Raw genomic sequence first — 20415 nt, forward strand, 5'->3', positions numbered from 1 at the left:
GTAAAGCGATGGTTTCTAAAACAAGCCATCGCTTTGTATTTTGCATAGAGCATCAATATAAACGCTACCGTATCACTTTTTTATAGCACCTTTCTGGCCTACCAACAGAGCCATAGTTTAAATCAGCCTCTAGTTCACCAGTGCTGATCAGATACTCCAAATAGCGCCTTGCCGTTGTTCGGCTCACTCCGATTTTTTCACCTGCCTCATCAGCGGTCAGTACACTGCCATTTAGGAACAACTCTCTGATCTTGTCTAGGGTTACACCATCAATCCCTTTTGGTAATCGGTTCGGCAAGTTGTCTTGATTGGCGTGAGACTGCAGCATTTTATCAACGAGGTTCTGATCCAAACTCTCTACGATGTCTAGTTGTTGGCGTTGGGACACATACTTTTTCAGTGCGGCATCTAAGCGTGGAAACATCACTGGTTTTAACAGGTAATCGACAACGCCACCCCTCATCGCCTGTTGTAACGTATCGACATCCCTTGCGGCTGTAATCAAAATGACATCACACGTTTGGTTACTTGCACGCAGTGTATTTAGTATCTCAAGCCCTGTGCCATCGGGAAGATAGACATCCATCAATAGTAAATCTGGCTTAAGAATGTCGAGTTGCATTTCCGCTTCCATTCTCGTGGTCGCAATTCCGACCACTTCCAAACCTGTCAGTTGGCTTAAGTATTTGTGGTGCAGCTCAGCAATAGCCAGATCATCTTCAATGATCATTACGCGAGTCGCCATACTCATAATTGTTCTTCCTTGGGTAAGTACACCGTTATTCTTGTCCCATAATTTGTATTGGGTATCATCTCAACATGGCCGTGATATCGAGTAGCAAGCTGATTGACAAGGTGTAACCCAACACCTCGATTTTGACGAGATTTCGTCGAAACGCCTTTTGTAAATAATGTTTGTGGATCCATTGTTTTTGGGAGGCCACAGCCATGATCTATCACCTCAAGTATCACTTCATTTCCGTAATCGCTAACGGACACATCAATGTTTCTGCGTTCTGACGCAACATTTGATTCATCGCGAATTGAAGTTAACGTGGCATCGAAAGCGTTATCAATCAAATTACCCAAAATTGTGACAAGGTCTTCCGAATTTAGCCACTCAGGTAGGGGCTCCAGACGACTGCCTTCCTCAACCACCAGTTGTAAGCCTAACTCGCGAGCACGTTCAGTTTTTCCAAGCAACATACCTGCAATTAGCGGGTCCTTAACGGTATCTCTTAAAAACTCAATCATTGCTTGATAGTGTGCGGTTTCTTGTCCAATTAACTTTTGCACCGCATCAAGCTCACCCATTTGTACTAGCCCACTAATGGTGTTGAGCTTATTTCGATGCTCATGGGTTTGCGAACGTAACAAATCTGCATATTCCTTGGTTTGTGATAGCTGCTCGGTTAGATCATTAATTTCATCCCTTAAACGGAAACTCGATACCGCCCCCACGATTTTTCCATCAACATAAATTGGAGAGCGATTTGCAATCAGGCGCTTATGATTAAGGAATATTTCAATATCATGATCTTCCTGCCCGCTTTCTAATACTGTATATAGATCGCTATCACGCAGCGTGTCAGTCAAAGGTTTATTGAGCGCTGATTCTCTATCAATACCGAGAATCTGGCAGGCACTACGATTTATCGAGCGAAGTATCCCTTGGGCATCAATGCTTAACACGCCCTCTTTGATGGTGCTCATCGTCACTTCTAATTCGCCGTACAACCGCCCTATCTCTTCAGGCTCAAAGCCTAAAATGGCGCGCTGAAACTTTCTCGACGCATAATTGGATACAATGGCATTAGCGACGACAACTACGATGACCATTAAAATCAAAAAGGCCAAAAATGGTTCGATGCGGTCTTGCAGTCGGTCGAGCAAATAGCCAACCGAAACCACACCAATGATGTTCCCTTGCTCGTCAAAAATCGCAGCTTTACCACGAACTGAATAACCTAACGAGCCCTGTGCCGTCGAAACATAAGACAATCCCCGTTCTAGCGCTCGACGATTGTCGCCACCTCTCATTGGCTTGCCCAACCGCTCATCAACAGGGTGGATTAAGCGTACTCCCTTATGGTCGCCAATAACGATGAATGCAGCACCTATGGCTTCGGTCAATTCTCGAAAGCGAAGTTGGTATGGCTGGGGGTTTTGGGTTTCGATCATTTCACGAACAACCGCTGAGTCCGCTAAAAAACGGGCAACACCCAGTGCTTTTTCTCCCATTTCTTGCTCTTGATTGATTTTGAGATAAGTGAACCCCGCGGCGACAAGCAATAACAGCTCTATCAACCCCGATAGCGTCATGATAATGAGCATCCGCTTACGAAAGCTGATGGTTTTCCAACTCATTGATACATCCTTGTGATTCACTCTTGAGCGTAACGTTAACACTCAGTTAACAGCATGACGTTGTCGCGGTGATAAATCTGTGAGGAAGGCAAACAAACCGCAGAGTTTACGGTTAATTAATCGACGAGCTGAAACATAAAATTACAACCATTCACCAAATTTAGCATTCCTCTCTGATACTCAATTCCATACATAAATTGCCCTTAAAATCATGATCGCGATCACATCGATTTTAGCGGTTTTTGAGGCGTTTTTAGACTTTACAACGTATAATTTTTAATCAACGAAACCAATGAGAGTTTCGGTTTGAAAGCAGTGAAGCTGGAAGTCTATTAAAAGCTCAACATTGACGTCAGTGGTTTGGACACAAATAAAACAAAATACAAATACTGACTATATGACAAACACTTAGACACCATCTGAAAACTGGAAAACTATAAACAGAGGTGCATTTATAGTTAGAAGGAACACCAAACATGGAACGCGATACCTTTGGAATATGCCTGAATAAGGCGATGCTGTCAGAGAATATGTATTCAACATTTACACACGTCAGGGCTTATGAAAAAAACGGAGGCGGTACTTCTGATCTCAAAGTCCTGTTATCGTTCCCTCAAATGAGTGGAAAAGATCTATTGAATACGATGCGAGGTTCTCGTCAGCTGGAGTGGAGAGCGGAGTTTCACTGTCCATATACGAAATAAATTTGTAACATCTCCCGCGCCCAGCACAAATATAACTGGGCGCATACTACTGCCCAATTTTCCCTCCTACTTAACACGCAGTTACGAATCCTTTATATTAGAGCTAATACTCTACGACAAAGCAGCCATTATGAAAAAAACAGGAAAGGTTTGGATACTGGGCTTACTTAGCAGCTCGATTTCCCTTGCCTGTCATGCGGCACCGATCACTTTTGATACCGCATGGCAGCTATTGCTAGAAAACAACTATTCTCTCAAAGCTCAACGCTCAAACGTCGAGAACTACCAATACCAAGAGAGTGCCACCAGCAATCTCAACTTACCTCAGGTTACTATTGGCGCGAATTACACGCGTTTAGATACCGATATCACGCTTTCGGGAAAACAGATCCTAGACAGCACAGGAGCACACATTAACGTACCTCCTGCTTTTCAGCCTATTTTTGGTGCCTTAGCTAATACCACTTCGACCATAACCGAGCGCGATATTTTCTCTTCGTCTATTCGTGCGATTTGGCCAATTTTTACTGGTGGTCGAATTTCTGCGGCTCAATCAGCAGCAGAAGGCAAAACGGATGAGGCGAAAAGTCAGCTTCTAATGGAACAACAAGCGCGTTTTGAAGATTTATCGAAGTACTACTTTTCTGTCGTACTGGCAAAGGAAGTACTCGCAACGCGGCAAGCGGTTGAAGCAGGGCTAAAAAAGCATCGAGATTTTGCCATTAAGCTTGAAGAGCAAGGACAAATCGCGCACGTTGAGCGCCTGCAAGCCGAGGCTTCTTTAGATAAAGCATCTGTAGAAACACGTAAAGCAGCCAGCGATTTGAGTATCGCTCAGGCTGCATTAGGTAAATTACTCGCACAAGATGATGCCGTAGAGCCCGCTGAATCTTTGTTTATCAACGACAGTCTTCCCCCTCTTACTGCTTTTGTCGATCAAACGTTGCTTACCTATCCGGGGTTAGAACTTCTGAGCGCTAAACACAAACAAGCCTCTAGCTTAATCAAAGCAGAAAAAGGGAAATACTACCCTGAAGTTTATCTTTACGGCGACTACAGCTTGTATGAAGACGATTCTCTCGCAAGCCAAATGAAGCCTGACTGGTTAGTTGGTGTTGGTGTCAGCATTCCACTGATTGAATCATCAGGGCGAAGCGAAAAAGTCAAAGCCGCTCAAAGCGTCGTCTCGCAGGTCGACTCATTAAAGTCCCAAGCCAAACAAGACTTATCGCTGTTAGTCCAAAAGACATACTTGGAGGCTCAGCAAGCCATTGATGAAGTACAAGGGCTCGCATCTAGCATTGAACTCGCTAACGAAAATCTGCGCTTGCGTGAAAAAGCATTTACTCAGGGTCTGTCGTCTTCTCTGGATGTTGTGGATGCACAACTTTATGTCGCGAGTATAGAAACACAACGTTCAGCGGCGCGTTTCCGCTATTTAATATCTTTAACCAAGCTACTCGCATTGAGCAGTGAAATGAACAGCTTCGAACAATATCAAAATACCGCTTATATCCCTGCTTCAACATCCAAAGAGGTGAAATAAATCATGGCAGCTAAATCACTAAAACCCGTTTTACTCTCACTTTGTGCTTTGGGTGTTGCCTCTTGGGTTGGGTATCAATTTTACCAAGCCTATCAACCAGAACCGATCCGCTTACAGGGATTAATTGAAGCCCAGCAATACAGCATTTCCTCAAAAGTCCCAGGGCGTATTGATGAGGTCATGGTACGTAAAGGCGACGATGTAGAGAAAGGTCAGCTTATTTTTACCCTTCATAGTCCTGAAATTGAAGCGAAGTTAGAACAAGCAAAAGCAGGTGAAAAAGCGGCGGACGCCTTAGCTCAAGAAGCTGAGAAAGGCGCACGTGAGCAACAAATCCAAGCAGCAAAAGATCAGTGGATGAAAGCCAAAGCCGCTGCGAATTTAATGGAAAAAACCTACAATCGTGTGAATAACCTTTATAACGATGGCGTGGTTGCAGAACAAAAACGCGATGAAGCTTTAACTCAGTGGCAAGCAGCGAAATACACAGAAAGTGCCGCGTTTCAAATGTACGAAATGGCAAAAGAAGGCGCTAGAAGTGAAACCAAAGTGGCTGCGGCGGAAAAAGCGCGCATGGCATCAGGTGCCGTAGCCGAAGTAGAAGCGTATGCGAAAGATACTCAGATCTACAGCTGGTTCGACGGCGAAGTCTCTCAAGTTCTGCTTCAAAGTGGTGAATTAGCACCTCAGGGCTTCCCAGTAGTTACTGTGATAGATACAGAAGATGCCTGGGCGACACTTAATGTGCGTGAAGATTACCTTCAACACTTTAGAAAAGGAGCAACCTTTGATGCCTATTTGCCTGCCTTAAACAAAAATGTTGAGTTCAAAGTAACGCATGTTGCCGTTATGGGTGACTTTGCAACGTGGAGAGCAACCGATGCTTCTCAAGGTTTTGATCTTCGTACCTTTGAAGTAGAAGCTCGTCCAGCTCAACCCGAACCTGAACTGCGTATGGGAATGAGTGTTGTCGTTGAACTTTAATCACAACCACTAGGTTAATGCTATGACGATTAAGATTTCACAGCGGCATATCTTACGACGAGACAAGTGGTTGCTTTCGTGCCTTACTTGGATACCGATTTTGCTCGCGATGATGATTTGGGGTGTGTTCTCTGCGGGCATTGCCCGGGATCTGCCAATCGGTGTGGTTGATCTACAACATTCCCAACTTTCTCGAAAGCTCATTCAATCTTTGGATGCGTCGTCGAGTCTGGCTGTTAACTATCACTACACCAGTACAAGCGAAGCAAAAAATGCGATGATTGAAGGCGATATCTACGCTTACGCGGTCATCCCATCTAAGTTCGACCAAGATATTCTCCAGCACCGCCAACCTCAACTTTCTGTCTTTTACAACAGTCAGTACATTTTGGTAGCGAAACTGATCAACTCTGCCGTTGCGCAAGCACAAGGCTATTTCGACGCTCAGGTTGAAGTAATGGGCAACTTGGCTAAGGGTAACACCACAACGTTAGCAGCGGCTGGACAGGCTGTACCCGTGTCGACACAAATAACTGCATTATTTAACCGTAACAATAACTACGCACAATTTTTGGTAACGGCTATCGTGCCAGCCATTTGGCAAATATGTATTGTAGTAAGCACTATTTTGATTCTTGCCGCGCACTTTCGCATTTATGGTGGAAAGAATAGCTTTGCATTTTTGGGCGAAAAGCCATACGCCAGGCTCACTACCCTATTAAGTCAGTACATTCCGGTCTTTATGGCGCAAGGTGCGTTGTTCTTGTACTGGTTTTATTCCGTGCTTGATTGGCCAATGGAAGGCAGTTTTGTGGTTATGCTACTAGCACAATTGGCGACGGTTATCGCCTGTATCATTATGGGAGCGTTGTTCTTCTTCTTGTCGATGGATCCTGCACGTGCGATGAGTTTTGCTGGCGCGTTTACGGCTCCAAGTTTCGCGTTCATGGGAATTACATTCCCAGTTTCTGACATGAACACGCTCGCTTATGCATGGCGTTCATTATTGCCGATTACCCATTACATTGAAGCACAAGTGAGTCAAGCAAACTATGGAGCATCAGCCGCACAATCTTTAAGCTCGCTATGGCCTATGATTGGTTACGTTGTGCCCCTGATCATTACCGCAGCCTTGATGGGTAAACATCGAACAGATTCATCAACACGCCAAGCGAAGGAGGCGGTATGACATTGTGGCAACTGATTAAAGCGGAACTTAAGGCCGTTCTAACCAATCCAGTCGTTACGTTGACCGTGTTTGGTGGTGTCGTATTTTACTCGTTTTTATACCCTTTGCCTTATGCACAACAAACGCCTCGTGAACAACCAATCGCGATTGTTAATCTAGATGGTAGTCAGACGAGTTTAAAGCTAGAACGTATGGTTGATGCCACTCCGCAAGTCAACGTAGTCACTCGACTTCATACGATTGCCGATGCAAAGCAAGCATTTTTACAACGAGAGATCACCGGTTTTTTAGTCATACCAGAACACTTTTACAAAGACCTAATGCTAGGTAAAAGCCCGACTCTGGCCTACGCTGCGGACGCCTCGTATTTTCTCGTGTACGGAACCGTGGTAGAAGGATTGGCCCAAGCTGGAGGCACATTAGGGGCCCAAGTGAAAGTCAGTAAAATGGTGATAGATGGTGTGCCCATGAGTATGGCTAGCCATAATTACTCTGCTATTAAGCTTAATATGAAACCAACGTTCAACCCAACCATGGGTTACATCGAATACGTAGTGCCGGCAGTATTTGTTCTGATTTTACAACAAACGTTGATCATGGCGGTTGGATTACAAACGGGAACACAGCGTCATGGTCGTGGCTATTGGTCACAAGTATCAACGGGATCGCTGCTGCTTGTGAGAACGTTAGTATTTGTGGCAATTTATTATTTACTCGGCGCCTATTATTTTGGTTTTAGCTTCGAACGTTTAAACGTAAACCATATCGCCAATGCGGGCGAATTGCTGGCTATGTTGTTCCCGTTCTTTTTAGGTTGTTGCGGACTAGGCTTCTGGCTAGGTTACTTATTACCTCGGCGTGAACTTGTCACCTTAGTCGTCTTAGTGAGCTCTATGCCGCTCATTTTCTTGGCTGGTTTTATTTGGCCAATTGAAGCCATACCTACTCCCTTATTATGGATTGCTGATTTAAGCCCAAGCACTTGGGCGATAAAAGCTTTCTTAGCGCTAAACCAAATGGGGGCAACCTGGCAACAAGTCGCTCCACATTGGACGGCGCTTTGGGCACTCACCGTGCTTTGGGGTAGCGTTGCGTACTGGATTGCTAAGCGAAGTCACAAGCCAGTTGTAACAGAGAGCTTGGGGTGACAGCTGACATTTTTTATTACTATATTTTTTATTACTATAAAAAAGCCGGGTAACTAAACCCGGCTGAAAATCTGCGTCCTTGCAGCGGACATATGGTAAAAACACTTTTTGCTCTGGGCTTACCCATTGAGCGAGGTTAGATTAAGCCAAAAACTATGGACTCCATACTCTCATATAGAGGGTTATATCCTTCCAATAGACATTAGCTCTTCGCTAGAACGATAACGTTTTTCAGACACAAAAAAACAAGACTCACATTGAGTCTTGTTGTTGATAGGGATGAGCAGGATACATGTCGCCGCTAAGTCATATCACGGATTATTTTCTCTCGGTATTCTGTAACGACCTTCATGATTGAATTTTTTACATCACCGACTTGCTTGGAGGGTTGGCACCATAGGCCAAAACCAAACTTAAAACCTTCCAATAATTCAGAAGCTTCCACTGGCTCTATATGATTATTAGAAAACTCCGAATGGGCAAACGTTCTGGGGAGAATCGCCCATCCTAAACCTGCTTCAACCATTTTCACTACAAGGGCCAATTGGTCGACCTCTTCATGGTTCGAACTTACGATGACTTTTTCGCCCATTCCCTCTTCAATAAGAGACCGCAGTACAAATTGTTTACTATTCCTCAAGGCTGTCAATACTCGATCTGGTGCCATAGAAGCGAGTTCACCACCTTTCTGGACGAAAGGAACAAATTCAAAATGACCTAAAAACGTCGCATCCAGACTATGTATTGCTCGACTATCATGCACATTGACAATACCGAATTGATAATCACCATTCTGTAAACCCTCTTTAATTTCGTTGCGATTACGAACAAGAAAGTTAACTCGCATCATCGGAAAATCTGCTGCTAATTGAATACGAAGCAATACAAGAAAACGGTGTGGTATAGCGCTTGAATAGGCGATACTAACATTCTCTAACCCACCGTAAGCTAGACTTAATGCGACTTTATCGAAAGTACGTGCTTGTTCGATGGTTTGCTTAGCATAGTGGTAAAGAAGATGACCATCTTCTGTCGGTTCTACCGAGCGCCCCACTCGCTCAAACAGGTTGACCGCCAGTTGATCTTCAAGATTGGTAATCACCTGCCCTATTGTAGTTCGGTGCTTATTGAGTTTGACCGCCGCCTTACTAAACGAAAGCTGTTCATAAACGGTTACGAACGCGAGAAGTTGTTCAAAACTAAAATTCATAGGTTGTGCTTACTTTTTAGAGTTATCTAATTAAATTACCACAAGATCGTAGAATTGCTACTTGGTAACGGTAACAATCTGCGTTTGAATTCCTTCTCGACAACACAAAAAAAACCTACTAGCGTCAGTAGGTTTTCTCTAACTTAGTTGTACTCAACGACACGAGCTAAATAGTTGAATTCTCCTGAGTCACCATGGTAATCACGGTAGACATCGACACTGAAATATTTAGGTTGATCAGCGTAAATGTGGTCAACGACTTTTTGCTCAAGTGACTCCAACGTTTCACCGACCTGAGAGTACACGAACTGCTTGTTCACTTTTTCCAATTTACGTTGTTTCGCTTCTTTGTGTGACACATAGTTGTTGATCTCTTCCCACTTTCCCACGAACTCGACCGCCACGTAACTCGAGTTCTCGTCAATCATAATAAAGGCTGCACCTTCTTCTTTGATTGCAGACAGTTGCTGCATATCACTATCCACTTTTTGCTGGTCAAGATGGGCTCCACTTTGGGCGAATGCAGTCGCGGAAGCGGTAAGCATCATGAGTGTAAGAACGGCTTTTTTCATTGTATCGTTTTCCTGTATTAAGGGAGTTCAGTTACCCAAAGTTGCCCTTGGGTGGCTTTTTTGAATCCATATTCGTAAATCGTCAGCAAGTAGCGGTGATCGAACATATCTTTCGTTACTTTGGCGTATCTGAAATCTTGATCAATGTAGGTAAACTGCATCTCGATATCGTTGATTTCACTGATGTATTTCATTCGATAGAGATCACCACGAGTTTGCGCTAGCGTAAGGCTTGAGACACTCTTCGATACCAAGTCCAAACCTTTGTCTTTTAGTGGACGATACGGCGCTTTTAACGCACCATTGCGAATCACATCCAACTGAGGCGCTTTTTCTAACCCCAAAGCATCTGAGATTTGTTGATAGTTGAAGTTAGACGGATTAAAGAACACCTGCGCTGCGAGACCGCCATCTACGTGTAACTCCTCAAGTGTTTCTCCATCATGTTCAACATCGATAAATTGTGGAGGGAAAACACCAGGGATCGATGCGCTCGCAGCAAGCACCTTGTAAATAAGTTTAGATTTGTCCGCTAAATCACTGTTCGCAATCGCACCAATATTCCAAATCACCAGTTCGCCTGAATCAAAATGGGTACTGCCAATAAAGAGGCGTTTACCATTGCGGTGTTGCTGCGCCATCGCCTCGATCATGGGCTCAGGGTAAGCGTCTGCGATGAAATCATAGAGGTTCTCACCATCGGTAAACGCGTCCTTAAACAGGGTATTTAAGAAGTTCTTCTTACCCAAAATATTCTTATCATTGATGTTGAGCATGACTTCTTTCATCTTTGGCATCGCATCACCGCCAATGAAAACAAAAGGAGCGATTAGGGCACCCGCACTGACTCCAGTAATGATGGCATAATCTTTTAGCTCCCCCTTTTCCTGTAGCCCCATCAAAACGCCGGCCCCGTATGCGCCGTTTACGCCACCACCCGATAAGGCCAAAATATTGAGCTGTTCACCCTCTACTTTGATCGGTGTGGTTTGATTGTGCGCTGAGTAGAGAAAATCCGGCGCTTCATTGGCCCACATTCGAAGTGGCTCATTTGGTGTCGAACTCGCGATCTCGACATCTTTATAGTTGCTTTGAGAAACACGAACATCCAGCGTATGAGGTGAACTACAAGCTACTATCAGCAGCGAAAGTGCAACCGTCACACCAGAGGAAATTAAACGATTCATAATCAGTCTCATTTAATGTTCTCTGGCGTATGACCAGAGACTCAGTTTGAAGTTAATTGGGTCAAAATGAAGTCCGTTTCGTTGTGTGGAGTTACTATAGCTAGGCACGGCTAAACCCCATAATCGCGATTGTAGGATGCTATCCATCAAAGCAATTATGCCAAGTTTCTATATGCTAACTTTACGCTTCTCCGTTAATTAGGTACTGCGCTAAGCAATTTTCACGACGTTGAACTCATGCGTCGGTTCGACAAATTCGTATTGGGCATTGATCGTCTGTAGCTCCCATGTGCCATAGCCTTTGGTGATCTCCAATACACCGTAAACGGCGTTATGTGTATGACGAAAGGCTGCGACAGGAGACATCTTCTTCACCAAACAAGCGGTAAAAATCGCAGAAATTAAATCACCGACACCGACTGGCTGCATAGCAAATTCAACACTAGGGCGTTGGGCCAAATAGCTTGCTTTCGGCGTCGCTAAAATCATACTGAAGGCGTCATCTGTTAGAGCATGCAGATGTTTCACCAATACCATTTTCGGTCCTAACTCTAAGGCTTTTTTACATGCAGTGACCGCATCATAAAGAGAGTCAATTTTCACACCTGTTAACTCGCTCAGTTCAAACTGGTTAGGAACAATCACATCAGCGATGGGCAACAAGCTATGGCTTATCGCTTCTTTGACACCGTCTGCCACAATGCAACCTTTGTCTGGATCACCCATAACTGGGTCACACACATAAAGTGCACTATGGTTACGCGATTTGACTAAACTTACCGCTTCGGCCACCGCTCGAGATTGCTCTGCGCTGCCTTGATAACCGGACAGTATCGCGCCACATTCGCCTAACTTCTCAATGTTATCTAAGCCTCTCATTAGAGAATGAATTTCATCTGCCCCAAACTTCTGTCCAGTCCAACCTTGCTGGTACTGAGTGTGATTTGAAAACTGAACCGTGTGAATTGGCCAGACTTCGAGGCCCATTCTCTGCATCGGGAAGACGGCAGAACTGTTTCCTGCGTGGCCATAAACCACATGAGATTGAATAGAAATAATGCTTTTCATAAGTCACTCTTAATTGAGAAGTTTGTTAGCTTGGCGACTAAATAAACACAATATTGCGCACTGTGCTTATTTGGTCGGAATAGCCTCGACAACGCCGAGGCTTATTCTTAATCAGGTTGGATTCATTAGCCTTTGAACTCAGCAAAGTACTCATCCAACACTTTGCGTGTTGCACGACCGATAAGCTCGTATTCGTGGTGAGTAAGGTTTGCTAGCGAAACTCGAACTGATGCATGCACTACATCGAAGCCTTGGCCTGGAAGTAGGATAACGCCGGTTTCATGTGCAAGGCGGAACAGGAAGTCTTTGCCTTTCTCGCTCGCTTTGAACCATTCAACGAATGCTGGTCCGTACAATTTGCCGCCCAGAGTGTCGAGCTCAAGCAGTGTGTAGTAGTCCACACGATCTTTGTTTTCTTCAATTTCTACACCCATGTTTTTGTACAGAGTTTTGTAACGCTCGCGGATGATGCGTTTACATGCTTCTTTGTAGTTTTGTTCCGAGTCCATCAAGCAGTTCAAAGAGAACAGCGCCATTTGAACTTGTTGAGGAAGAGACAAACCTGCTGTGTGGTTAAGCGCTACGCTGCGGCTGTCTGCTACGATACGGTCAATAAACTTAATCTCACGAGGTTCCGGAGTCAGTGTTTTGTAACGATCGTCCAACTCAAGTTGAAGCGCTTCAGGAAGGCTGCGCATTGCATCGTCAAACACGTTGTTGTGTTGAATCGCAATCGAGCCTAAACGCCAGCCTGTTGCACCGAAGTACTTCGAGAACGAGTAAACACAAAGCGTGTTGTATGGCAGTTTCGCGAACAGTGAGACAAAGTCGTCCGCGAATGTGCCGTATACATCGTCAGTCACAATGAACAGGTCGCTGCGTTCGTTGTTCACAAAATTTGATAGGTTATCCAGAGTCTCATCCGAGAACTTCACAGACGCTGGGTTTGCTGGGTTCACGACACAAAGCAGTTTGATGTCTGTATCTGCAAGCTTTTCGATTTCAGACATCGGCAGCTGCCATGTTGTCTCATCCAAACGTAGTTCAACGATTTCCAGTTCGTATTCACTCAGTTCTGGAATTTCTAGGTACGGCGTAAAGATTGGAGTGATTAGCGCGACCTTGTCACCTTTCTTCAACAGACCGTTGTTGAACATAGTTTGGAACGTGTACGTCATAGACGCTGTGCCGCCTTCCGTTGCAAACAGATCGAAGTCTGTTGTCATTGGCATTGGGCCGTACATCTCTTCTGCGATGTACTGCTTCACAACGGTTTCGATGTTCGTCAACATACGTGGTGGCACTGGGTAGTTACATGCAAGGTATGCATTAACCAGTTCATTCAAGAAAGCTTGCTTCTCTAGACCCAAACGGTCTTTTGCGTAGCTCAGCGACTTTTCTAAGAACTGCACACCTTGGTCTTTCTTATTGTCGCTTGCAAACGTGTCAAAGCGTTCAACAATGCCCACACCATCTGGAATGCCACCGAAACCACCATCTAGGTATGAGTAAGTGCGCTCGGCTTCCAATATTGCGAATTCACCCAAACGAATGAACGCTTTACGTGGTAGTGTCGCTAGAAAATTAGGGTTACCACGACCTGCATCTAATAAAGCGCGGTCAGGAACAGTTTGTGCCACTTCAATAAGTTTATCTTTTAATTCAAATGGGCTTAAATCTGCAAATTTCGAAAAATCAATTGTTGTGTTTTGCGTAGTCATAATATTTACCTGAATCTATTATTTAGTAAAATTTGGATAATACTTCCCCTACCGCCTATTTAATTAGGCGATAAGAGTGTTCGAATTTATTTAAATTACATGCCTGCGTTTAAAGTAATAATGCCGACAATAATTGGGCCCCATAGGGTAAGCAGTACATTGGCGACTGCATAAGTCACAGTGAATGAGAATACTGGCGTTGCGTTACCAGTTTTTTCCATTAAAGCCGCGAATGCTGGGTTCGCACTTCGTCCACCTGTAACACAGCCAAGTGCTTCAACTGGGTTCTTAATCTTCAATACAAAGTATGAGAAGAAGAACGAAATAATCTGAGGGATAATCGTTACACCCATGCCAAGGAACAACAGAGACATACCGTGTTCTTTGATGGTGTCGACCGCTTGAGGGCCAGCCTCAAGGCCAACAATACCTACAAATGCTGCCAAACCGAAATCTCGAATAAAGTTCGCGGCACCCACAGGAAACTGAGCAACATGCGGATTGCGGCTACGCAACCAACCGACGATCAAACCTGAGATCAAACAACCTGCACCAGAACCGATAGTAACGGGAATACCAGCAATCTTAAAACTGATTAGACCAATTAATAGGCCAACCACCATGCCCATACCAAGCACGATTAAGTCAGTCACGTTTGCTGAGCCCATTCGCTGACCAATGTTTTTCTCAACGCGATTGATGTCTTTTGCGGTACCTGTAAGCTGGATGACGTCGTTTTTCTTCACCACAAGATCCGGCGTCATTTCAATTGAGATGCCTTCACGAATATAGTCTGTCACATAAATACCGCGCATAGAGCCTTGGTTCGAAGCCTCTTTAATCTCTTGCAGCGACTTACCAATCAGTTTGCGGTTGTCTGCGATCAGTTGACGGTTTTCTTCTATAACTTCATAGCCTTCTGGAAGTGCAATCTCGTTGTCAGCCAAACCATCTTGCAGCTGATGTACCGCATTACGACGACCTGTTACAACAATGACATCCCCTTCTTTCAGTGCTGTGAATTTGTCCACGTCTAGCACTTTGCCATCGCGTTGAATCAATTCAATACAAGCAGCCAGAGCGTGTTGGTTTAACTGAGCTAAGGTTTTGCCTGCTAGCCCACCATCTTTGCTCACTTTAAATGCTCGTGTAACCAGCGCTGTGATAGCGTTGAACTCACCCGGCGCTAAATCACGCTTACCATTTGAATTTTTCTCTTCTAGAGCAATCGCTTCTGCTCGGATATCCCATTTCATCAGTGTTGGGAATACCCATGTCACCATCAGAATTGGACCAAGCGAACCAAAGATGTACGTAACTGCGTAGCCTACTGCGACGTTGGTCTGCATTAGGTGCTTAGCTTCTTCTGTCACAACACCAAGACGTGCGATCGCATCACCCGCTGTACCGATGATTGCCGATTGAGTCAAACCACCAGCTGCAAGGCCTGCTGCCGTACCTCTGTCTAGATCAAACATCCAAGCTGCTGCTAGTACACAAAGCAGGCCAGACACCGTCATCACTACAGCGGAAAGTAGAATGTTGATGGTTCTAAAGTTCAGTGCTTTGAAGAACTGCGCACCACCTTGATACCCTACTGCGTAAATAAAGAGCGCAAAGAAAATGCTTTTTACGCCGGGATCAATATGAACACCAAATTGCCCAATAATCACACCCATTAATAATGTTCCGGCAACACCGCCAAGAACAAATCGACCAATGGTAATTTTACCAACCATATAACCGAGCGAGAGCGTAATAAAGAGAGCAACAAATGGTGCCATGTCAAAAAGGTTAGAAATAATTTCCATGACAATTTTACTCTTACTAATAAATATAAAACTCAAATAATCTAACGAATAATCTTTCACTCATATTTGTTGGATTATTTAATTTAAAAAGCATCTCGTTTGCTTCGAAGCGAATATTAGAAACAAAACCTCACAACTCGTAATCCCATTTGAAGGATGAAACCATCACTTCGCATATTCAAACGCAAACATTGAACAATAATTGTCGAAAATTTAATAACTTAGTGGTCTGAAATGAACATCAAATAAATTGGAAAATAAATTTATTTTTATTTTCACTGTCCAAAAAGCTACTTTGTTGCGCTATTCCCTCTATATAGCGCATAACACCTTTCGTTTGATGGATTAGATCCTCCAAAAGCGATTATCACGGATGCCATCATTTGCCTTATCTTTCCATTCATCAAGTTAATAGAGAAAAACACCATGAACTCAATGCCACATGAACTTGTGTGGGGCGAAGTTTACTTCCCTCCCTTGTTGCTGGTTATTGCATTGGCTTACATGCTCACCATTTTGGTCGGAACCGTTGCTACAAAACTGGGACTCCACAAATACGTTGCATTTCCTGCACTCGCAGAGCTAAGCCTAATTGTGATTTTTACTGGCGTTATTGGTCGATTCATTACCATATTTTGAGGCAAATTCCGTGATAAAACGTTATCTCATCACACTGCTACTACTGTGTTCAGCTGGCACCGTGATTTTCAGCTACTACCAATCATACACTGACAACCCATGGACTAGAGATGGCCAAGTTAGCGCGCACATCGTTTCTATAACCCCCCGCGTGACAGGACAAATCATCCAAGTCTACGTTGAAGACAATTCGCAAGTGAAACAAGGCGATTTGCTGTTTGAGATTCACCCAAGCATCTATAAAGCGGCGTACCACAAAGCGCTAGCAGCTCAAAAGCAAGCCATTGCATTACTAGCAAAGGCCAAAAATGAAGAGCAGCGAGCACTTAAGTTAGAAAAGCGCACACCTGGCGCTGTACCTGTACTGACATTGAATAACCTAGACAATGCGGTGGAGACAGCCGTTGCCAACGTAGAGCTCGCGAAAGCCAATGTTGAAGAAGCCAAGCTAAACCTTGATTACACAAAAGTTTATGCGCCAACGAATGGTTATATAACTAATTTGAACTTACGCGTCGGCTCTCAAGTCGTCGCTAACTCCCCAGTCGTGGCTTTGATTGATGAAGACAGCTTTTGGATCGAAGGATATTTCAAAGAAACGGATTTAGTTGGCGTTGATCCACAAGATAAAGCCTACGTGACCTTAATGATGCACAATGAAGCTGTGCTGGAAGGAAAAATCAAAAGCATTGGCTACGGCATTGCGAAGCAAGATGGTAGTACTGGTAACGATCTTTTGCCCAATGTGAACCCTAACTTTCAGTGGATACGCTTAGCTCAACGCATTCCAATTAAAGTTAAATTAGATCACTTACCGAAAGATTTTCAACTACGTGTTGGTATGACGGCCTCTATCAAAATCATCAAACAATAATGCGGTGGAATGTATGTTTAATGCCTCAACCAAAGAAGCAATCAAAGCTGCGCTGTCTATCGTTATCGCGATCTGCCTTGCCTTATGGTTTCAATGGGAGAAACCGTATTGGGCAGCGATCGCAGTCGCGGTAATGGCATTAAATGAAAGCTTCGCTCACTCAATAAACAAAGGTCATAATCGCTTATTAGGAACCCTCCTTGGCATCGGTTATGCCTTTTTCCTCATCACGACGTTTTCTCAAGATCGCTTTTTGTTTCTCACCTTCTTCACCTTGTTTTTAGGTGCGTGCATTTTTATGTCGAGCGACGAAAAGTATGGTTATGTGTTCTCTATCGGTTTTGCTGTGTGCTCCATCATCGCATGTATGGGAGGATTTGATAGTCAAGCAACGTTCCACTTCGCTGTTCTTCGCATGCAAGAGACGATTCTTGGTGTGATCACGTTTTCTGTTGTGTACCGATTAGTCTGGCCAGTCAGTACAGAACAAAACTTCATTCAACGTTTTGAGGCCAGCAGAGAGGCGATGCTTAACGCTATGAAATCGCCCAATGATATAGATATTGAAGCTCTTGAGACCAACACCGCCAACATAGAAAAGTTATTCCAACTGGTCGGCTTACCACTTACTGGCAGCTACCACTTGAAAGAACATCGTCAGCTATGGCGTGCGCGTTTAAATGAGATGGCACAAATCCAAGACCGATTGCTAGAACAAGCAGATAAATCGCAAAGTCGTGAGATCGATTGGCCAACGCTAACGCAGCAACTTCAAAGCTTTGATATTAAAAATCCAAGTACGTCTCTCATCGGTCACGTTGCTTGTGTCATGCAAAGAGAGAAAAACACAGTTTGGCATCACGAGCATCGAACGTTTATCCAGCATTTGAATGAAGACGGCAGAAAGGTACTGCAAGGTGTCTCCATGTTCGTGACGTCGCTGTTGATCTGGATTTATCTTCCTGTGCCCGGAGGTTTCATTTTTCCGATGCTAGCAGGCGTGTTCTCTTCAATCGTTCCTACTATGCCACCAAGCATTATTAAAGATGCATTTTTTGGTGTGATAGGCACTGGCACGGTGATTCTATTGCAATACATTTTCCTAATGCCAATGATGACCGAGCTTTGGCAGCTTGGGCTATTCTACTTCATCAACATCATCGTGATTTGGAAGGTATTTTCCACACCAAAGCTGATGGTACACAGAATTCTAGGTATTAACTTATTGGTTGTCTTGACATCAGGAGCGCTCAATTTAACCCCAGCGTATCGAATTGAAACGCCCTTGCTGATGCTGGTAAACATTATGATTATTTTGATGATTGCCAAGTTGTTTACTGATCTGTTTCGTGTTCGCGTTACGGTCTAAGCGTCACCTCCGTTCTTGAAACTAAAGCCCTGCATTGCTTCTGCTCTGCGGGGCTGTTTGTTTGTGAGCTAGCCATTATTCCTCCGTAACCCATAAAGCGAGGATAGTATCCATCAAAAGCGATTAACGGTATTTCTCTTCACCTCATAAAATCCTCTCATTGATTCACGAAATGCAATCGAAAACTCTGCATTCACAACGTCAATCACAGCAAACACATCTATTTAACTGAACAAGAAGTTCAGTGACACATTAACTGTCTGAGTCTCGAAGGTTTGAGACTATTCAGAGTGGAAACTGTCATGAGTTTTTTTGAATTACGCGCCGGCAAGACGTCTTCTCTTACTGTGCTCGCGAGCGCACTAATGCTTACTACCCCCACTTTTGGCTTCGCCGCTGAAGAGACGACGACCTACAACGAAGTAATCGAGCAAGGCCGAGCACTGTTCGACAAATACGGTATCAGTCATGATTTACCAAAACTGGCCATCAGCTCTCTAGTTCAAGGCGAGCATTTGGTCGAGCATGCCCACCGAAGTGTTAAAATCGGTGATAGCGTTCGCGATTCGTCCGTCTACTTGGTCAAGAACACCGATAACAAAGGCAACATTGATCTGCGTATCAAGTACAACCCTGAACAACTCGATGAAAATGAAAAAGTACTTGATGAGATCGAAGCTTTCACACGAACAGAATACCGCCTTCGAAACTACGCGGAGAGTTTTGATCCGTCATCAGTAAGAGCCAAAGAGGATCAGAATGGTAATGTGATCATCAGTTTTAATTACTCAAAATACGGTCTTCCTCAAGATATCGCCTACTTTCGCTTTTTAAGCGTTGATATTGAGTTGGTTAATGGTGAACCGAAACGTATGGTCATTACCAACGATAAACCGTTCACACATCACAACTACCAAGTGGATTCTTACGATCAAGAGATCCTCTTCCAGAAGTTAACATCAGGCAAAATTGCGATTGCCAGTAAAAACACCAAGATAGTTGGTTCAAAGAAAAATAAACCCCTCGAAATGATGAGCAGCGTAAAACCGGTAGCGATTTATGAAGATAAGCTTGGCGTGCAAGTACTAGACGAAAAACGCTTGAATGAGGTCTCTGATCCACGCATGCAAGAAGCCAGTGTTAAGCTAGACCGCGTTTTTCCTTTAATGGGTGATATGGTTCGTCGTCAAGGTATCGATTTGCCTCTGCCGTTTGGTGTATCGCTAGCGTATCGAAATCAAGATATGAATATTCCATTTAATGATTTCACGATTGAAGGCATCGGCCTTAATGAATTGTTTGATCCAGAAGACAGTGTCGGCATCGTGAGTGCTGAGAGCATGACGCTTCGTGGCGATGTAAACATCCTGCCATTTTGGAATGTATTTGGTTACATCGGAAAAGTTAATGTCGATGCCAATGTTGATGCCGCCTACACGGGTGAAGGTGGCCAGTACATAAAAGATAAGCTGAACGATAAACTGCCAGGATTAGGTGATAAGTTTTGCGATGGTTTATCTGCACTTTGTAGTCGCGGACGCCTAGACGTGCCGCTGCATTTGGAATATGACCTTCGTGGTATAGGTACAACCCTTTCGGTTGGCTATAAAGAATTCTTTGCTTCTGTCACTGGTACCTATTCGCAAACTCGCTTAAAGGGCTTAGATGATTGGGGCGATGGTATTGTTACTGTACAGCCGATGTTGGGTTATCAACTTGTCGATTATCGCACGCAGTTCTTTGTCGGAGCAGAATATCAAGGACTGGACGCTCGAATGGACGGGCATGTAAAAAGTGGTGATATCGAATTCGATTACGACATTGGTGTAGATCTTAATCAATGGGCGTTTTTGACTGGTTTCAATAAGCAAATCGGCAAAAACTACAACCTGACCTTTCTCTATAACAAAGGGGAAACTCGAGAGTCAGTAACCTTAAATCTTGGTTACCGTTTCTAGCTCTCATAAAGAGCCCGCCCCTAGACGATGGTAGGACTGCATCCTACAAAGGCGATTACTGAAACTGT

At 44.1% G+C, this 20415-nt stretch carries 17 protein-coding genes; 9 read left to right on the forward strand and 8 right to left on the reverse strand.

From position 1 onward, the window contains the following. Positions 1-64: 64 nt before the first annotated feature. Positions 65-751 (reverse strand): response regulator, encoded by a 687-nt coding sequence (locus tag R7Q47_RS18565; protein ID WP_318089318.1) that lies wholly within the window; start codon positions 749-751, stop codon positions 65-67. Further along, the gene (locus R7Q47_RS18570) at positions 748-2367 is read right to left on the reverse strand and encodes a sensor histidine kinase (RefSeq protein WP_104975367.1); all 1620 of its coding nucleotides are present in this window, start codon (positions 2365-2367) and stop codon (positions 748-750) included. Before R7Q47_RS18570 ends, R7Q47_RS18565 begins: the two co-directional genes overlap by 4 nt. Before the next feature lie 476 nt (positions 2368-2843). Here R7Q47_RS18570 and R7Q47_RS18575 point away from each other — a divergent pair, with 476 nt between their 5' ends. The 5 genes from R7Q47_RS18575 (at position 2844) to R7Q47_RS18595 (ending at position 7938) form a co-directional block, all read left to right on the forward strand. Next, complete coding sequence (locus tag R7Q47_RS18575) at positions 2844-3071, forward strand: hypothetical protein (protein ID WP_005377125.1); 228 nt, start codon at positions 2844-2846, stop codon at positions 3069-3071. Between the two features lie 130 nt (positions 3072-3201). Further along, entirely contained in the window at positions 3202-4617 is a 1416-nt protein-coding gene (locus R7Q47_RS18580) for a TolC family protein (RefSeq protein ID WP_104975368.1), read from the forward strand. Positions 4618-4620: 3 nt separating this feature from the next. Further along, the gene (locus R7Q47_RS18585) at positions 4621-5601 is read left to right on the forward strand and encodes an HlyD family secretion protein (RefSeq protein ID WP_033906180.1); all 981 of its coding nucleotides are present in this window, start codon (positions 4621-4623) and stop codon (positions 5599-5601) included. Between the two features lie 22 nt (positions 5602-5623). After that, positions 5624-6790 carry an ABC transporter permease gene (locus R7Q47_RS18590; RefSeq protein ID WP_154204528.1) on the forward strand — a complete coding sequence of 389 codons (1167 nt, stop codon included), beginning with the start codon at positions 5624-5626 and terminating at the stop codon, positions 6788-6790. Next, positions 6787-7938: an ABC transporter permease gene (locus tag R7Q47_RS18595; RefSeq protein WP_154204527.1), complete on the forward strand. Its 1152-nt coding sequence runs from the start codon at positions 6787-6789 to the stop codon at positions 7936-7938. Before R7Q47_RS18590 ends, R7Q47_RS18595 begins: the two co-directional genes overlap by 4 nt. A gap of 301 nt (positions 7939-8239) precedes the next feature. Here R7Q47_RS18595 and R7Q47_RS18600 read toward each other — a convergent pair whose 3' ends face one another. From R7Q47_RS18600 to aspT, 6 genes are all read right to left on the reverse strand, one after another. Next, the gene (locus R7Q47_RS18600) at positions 8240-9148 is read right to left on the reverse strand and encodes a LysR family transcriptional regulator (RefSeq protein ID WP_017634569.1); all 909 of its coding nucleotides are present in this window, start codon (positions 9146-9148) and stop codon (positions 8240-8242) included. A 143-nt stretch (positions 9149-9291) separates the two neighbouring features. Then, positions 9292-9720 (reverse strand): hypothetical protein, encoded by a 429-nt coding sequence (locus R7Q47_RS18605; RefSeq protein ID WP_047102715.1) that lies wholly within the window; start codon positions 9718-9720, stop codon positions 9292-9294. A gap of 17 nt (positions 9721-9737) precedes the next feature. After that, a complete protein-coding gene (locus R7Q47_RS18610) occupies positions 9738-10907 on the reverse strand; it encodes a patatin-like phospholipase family protein (protein WP_318089319.1) in 1170 nt (389 codons plus the stop codon). 210 nt (positions 10908-11117) lie between these two features. Next, complete coding sequence (gene pdxY, locus R7Q47_RS18615; RefSeq protein ID WP_318089320.1) at positions 11118-11975, reverse strand: pyridoxal kinase PdxY; 858 nt, start codon at positions 11973-11975, stop codon at positions 11118-11120. 125 nt (positions 11976-12100) lie between these two features. Next, positions 12101-13696, reverse strand: coding sequence for a bifunctional aspartate transaminase/aspartate 4-decarboxylase (locus tag R7Q47_RS18620; RefSeq protein ID WP_318089321.1), 1596 nt, complete (start codon positions 13694-13696; stop codon positions 12101-12103). Between the two features lie 95 nt (positions 13697-13791). Further along, on the reverse strand, positions 13792-15507 hold the full coding sequence (gene aspT, locus R7Q47_RS18625; protein ID WP_213963047.1) for an aspartate-alanine antiporter: 1716 nt from the start codon (positions 15505-15507) through the stop codon (positions 13792-13794). A gap of 426 nt (positions 15508-15933) precedes the next feature. Here aspT and R7Q47_RS18630 point away from each other — a divergent pair, with 426 nt between their 5' ends. From R7Q47_RS18630 to R7Q47_RS18645, 4 genes are all read left to right on the forward strand, one after another. Then, positions 15934-16146: a DUF1656 domain-containing protein gene (locus R7Q47_RS18630; protein ID WP_005377106.1), complete on the forward strand. Its 213-nt coding sequence runs from the start codon at positions 15934-15936 to the stop codon at positions 16144-16146. 10 nt (positions 16147-16156) lie between these two features. Next, complete coding sequence (locus R7Q47_RS18635; protein ID WP_318089322.1) at positions 16157-17020, forward strand: HlyD family secretion protein; 864 nt, start codon at positions 16157-16159, stop codon at positions 17018-17020. 13 nt (positions 17021-17033) lie between these two features. Next, complete coding sequence (locus R7Q47_RS18640; RefSeq protein ID WP_253657391.1) at positions 17034-18389, forward strand: FUSC family protein; 1356 nt, start codon at positions 17034-17036, stop codon at positions 18387-18389. A gap of 302 nt (positions 18390-18691) precedes the next feature. Beyond that, positions 18692-20347: a hypothetical protein gene (locus R7Q47_RS18645; protein WP_017821369.1), complete on the forward strand. Its 1656-nt coding sequence runs from the start codon at positions 18692-18694 to the stop codon at positions 20345-20347. Positions 20348-20415: the final 68 nt, after the last annotated feature.

The sequence above is a fragment of the Vibrio sp. Vb0349 genome (genome assembly GCF_033338975.1).